This is a genomic window from Anaerolineales bacterium, assembly GCA_022866145.1.
Lineage (GTDB): Bacteria > Chloroflexota > Anaerolineae > Anaerolineales > E44-bin32 > PFL42.
In genome coordinates this window covers 1-3,064 of sequence record JALHUE010000201.1, presented here as the reverse complement: position 1 = coordinate 3,064, position 3,064 = coordinate 1, and the positions used below count along the sequence as shown (strand labels likewise).

The window sequence follows — 3,064 nt, the reverse complement described above, 5'->3', positions numbered from 1 at the left end:
GTGGGCGAGCAGCGAGTCGATCAGCTTGCCGCGGGTGGAGTCGGCCGCCGGTTCGTGTCCGTGAGCCGCCATCGCCAGGCGCAGGCTGTCGGCGTCAGGGTGTTCGGCGATGTCGATCCCGCTGTGTTCGCGAATGGCCTGGCGCAGGGTCATGCGCTTCCAGGGCGGGGCGAGGTTGATCGTGTGCCCGTCGTACACGATGGTTGTAGAGCCAGTAGCTTGCTGAGCGGCGTGGGCCACCATCTGCTCCGTGACATCCATCACCTGCAGGTAGTCAGCGTACGCCATGTAGAACTCGAGCTGGGTGAATTCAGGGTTGTGCTTGAAGGAGACACCTTCATTGCGGAAGTCGCGGCCGATTTCGTATACACGCTCGAAGCCACCCACCAGCAGCCGCTTGAGGTACAGCTCGAAGGAGATCCGCAGATACAGGTCCTGGTGAAGCTGATTGTGGTGCGTAACGAACGGCTGGGCTGCGGCCCCACCGTACAGCGGCTGGAGCACCGGCGTTTCGACTTCGATGAATCCGAGGCTGTCCAGGAATTCACGCAGCGCCCGCACCACGCCTGCTCGGGTAGCGAAGAGATCTCGAACCTCGGGATTCACCGCCAGGTCAGCATAGCGTTGACGGTAGCGGGCCTCCGGGTTGTCGAAGGCCGAGTGCACGAGGCGCGTCCCGTCGACCAGCTCTTCCTTGGAGGCGGGCAGGGGAGACACTGCCTTGGCCAGCATGTGGAAGTCGGTCACATGCAGCGTAATCTCTCCAGTTCGCGTCCGAAACAGAGCGCCCGAGGCCTGGACGAAGTCCCCCAGGTCGAACAGGTCGTTGAGTGCGTTCAGCCGCTCCTGGCCGAGGTCATCCACCCGGAAGTACAACTGCAACCGGCCGTGTCCGTCCTCGATGTGACAGAAGGTGGTCTTGCCCATGCTGCGCATCGAGCGCAGCCGGCCGACCACGGTCACCGCCCCGGTGAGGTCGCCCTGGTCTTCGAAGGCGGCCAGGGCTTGGCGGGTGGTGTGGGTGCGCTGCGCCCGAGCAGGGTAGGCCTCGAGGCCAGCCTGGCGCAGGCCCTCGATCTTAGCGGCGCGAATTCGCTCGAGCTCATTCAGGTCCGCCATCGTCCGCCGTCCTCATCCTCGGCCTGGGTCGCCGCCGCGGCCAATCAAAAAGAGCCCCGCCCAGCCTGGCTGAGGCGGGGCTCGCCCACGACCGCCGACTACTTGATGTCCAGGATCTTGTAGCGCAGCGCTCCGGCCGGTGCGTGGACCTCGACCTCGTCGTCGACGCGGTGGTCCAGCAAGGCCTGGCCGAGAGGCGACTCGTTTGAGATCAGCCCCTGTGTCGGGTTGGCCTCGGCCGACCCGACGATCGTGTAGGTTTCCGGAGAGCCGGCGTTCTCCCGGACCGTCACGGTATTGCCGATCCGTATGGCGCCGGTCGACTCGCCCGGTTCGATGACTTTCGCCTGGCCCAGCATGTGCTCGAGCTCCAGGATGCGGCCTTCGACAAAAGCCTGCTCGTTCTTGGCAGCCTCGTATTCGGCGTTTTCGATCAGCTCGCCGCCTTCCATCGCTTCGTGCAACCGCTGGGCGACCTCTGCCCGCTTGACGGTTCGCAGATGCTCGAGCTCATCCTCTAGCTTCTTGAGACCCTCAGCGGTGACGTAGACTGCATGATTGCCCATGGCCTTCTCTCTCGCCGGGAGGGTGAAATCCCCGCGTCTGGCGATAAAAATAGAACTGAGAGGAGTCTCTCAGCCCGCTACGGTGGTCTGAACAATCATAGCACAGGTCGCATCCCCTGTCTACAATTCGGCCATCGGGCCCACGGGGGCGGAATCGGCCTGGCTCCCTTGAGGCAGAATCAGCCGCACGCCACCCCAGGCATCATGGAAGTCGGTCAGCTCGCGCAGCAGGTGCTCGGGATCCGTCCAGAAGGTCCCCAGCTGAGATCGGTACTCGGCAGCGGCGCTTGCCCAGGCTTCGATTTCCTCCGGCGCCAGAGGCACGGTCCCCGCGATGCCCGCCGGCATCCCTAAGCCGGCGGAGAGCTCGCCGCCCCGGCTGGCGTACGGCAGGTCGTAGTAGTACCACAGCCCCAGGCCTAGCTTCTCGGCCGCCAGCCGCGTGAGTTGGTGATCGACGTGGCCGCCTATGCCGAGCGGGCAGAGGATCTGGCAGTTAGGATCCGCCTGCGAGAGCAGCTTCTTCAGGGGGTCGACCCGTCGGGCGTCCTCGGCGTGAAGCCCGTTGAAGATCGCCGCCTCATCGGGATACAGGTGGGAGCCATCGTCAGCCTTGCGGTAGAGCGCCTCCGGGATATCGAGGTGACGCGCCAGCGCCCCCAGCCTGCCGGTCGCGATCCGGTCTTCGGTCCGCCGAACCGAGGCCGGGGGGACCGCTGTCCCCCAGCGGGCATGCAACCGCTCGGCGAAAGGCGAGAGCGGGCCGGGTGGAGGATCGCCGGCGCAGATCGTCAGCACCCGAACCTCCGCCCCGGCGGAGGCCCGCTGCGCCATCCACCCGCCGCATGAGAACACAGCGTCATCCAGGTGAGGCGATAGGACCACGAACACGCCCATGGGCCGATTATAGCCCGTCAGCCGGGCGTTGCCGCCGCGATTCGCCCGATCGGCCCGGCTTGCCCGCCGAGGGCAGGCCCAAGGTTACTCCCCCTGACGGCCCCTCCTCGCTCCTCGGCCCACGGGTCGGCCCGTCGGCCGAGGCTGCAACCACAGGATGTGGAGCCCACCTGACCGGGACACCGACGGCCCTGTTGGCTAGCCTAGTGGGGATTGCGTTTGTGGTCGCTGCCATCTTGGGGATCGTGCGCACGCTTTGCCGTTCCGGCAGGATGACCTATCCGACATGCGCCAACTCCCTGGGCGCCAAAGACTAGGCGCGGACTGATGCCGTCGGTCCGAATTGCGCCGCCCGGCTGGCAGGCCCCCTCCGGCTGAGAAGTCGGCTCGACTTCTCGATTTGCCGCAATGCGGCTCGGAAGGCCTGGGCGCCGGGAGGTCTGAGCTTGCGCCGCCCGGGTTGCAGCCGCGCCTACGCCATG

General features: G+C 66.2%; 3 protein-coding genes. All 3 read right to left on the bottom strand.

What is annotated here, in order from left to right:
• Positions 1-1,119, bottom strand: a 1,119-nt coding sequence (locus tag MUO23_06405) for an OB-fold nucleic acid binding domain-containing protein (protein MCJ7512587.1), incomplete at its 3' end; no start/stop codon positions are given.
• Positions 1,120-1,217: 98 nt separating this feature from the next.
• Positions 1,218-1,685: a transcription elongation factor GreA gene (greA, locus tag MUO23_06400; GenBank protein ID MCJ7512586.1), complete on the bottom strand. Its 468-nt coding sequence runs from the start codon at positions 1,683-1,685 to the stop codon at positions 1,218-1,220.
• Positions 1,686-1,805: 120 nt separating this feature from the next.
• Positions 1,806-2,582 (bottom strand): PIG-L family deacetylase, encoded by a 777-nt coding sequence (locus MUO23_06395; GenBank protein MCJ7512585.1) that lies wholly within the window; start codon positions 2,580-2,582, stop codon positions 1,806-1,808.
• Positions 2,583-3,064: the final 482 nt, after the last annotated feature.

Excerpts from the sequence above, each read along its gene's own strand:
- MUO23_06395 (MCJ7512585.1), bottom strand. The coding sequence starts at position 2,582 with ATGGGCGTGTTCGTGGTCCTATCGCCTCACCTGGATGACGCTGTGTTC.
- greA (MCJ7512586.1), bottom strand. The coding sequence starts at position 1,685 with ATGGGCAATCATGCAGTCTACGTCACCGCTGAGGGTCTCAAGAAGCTA.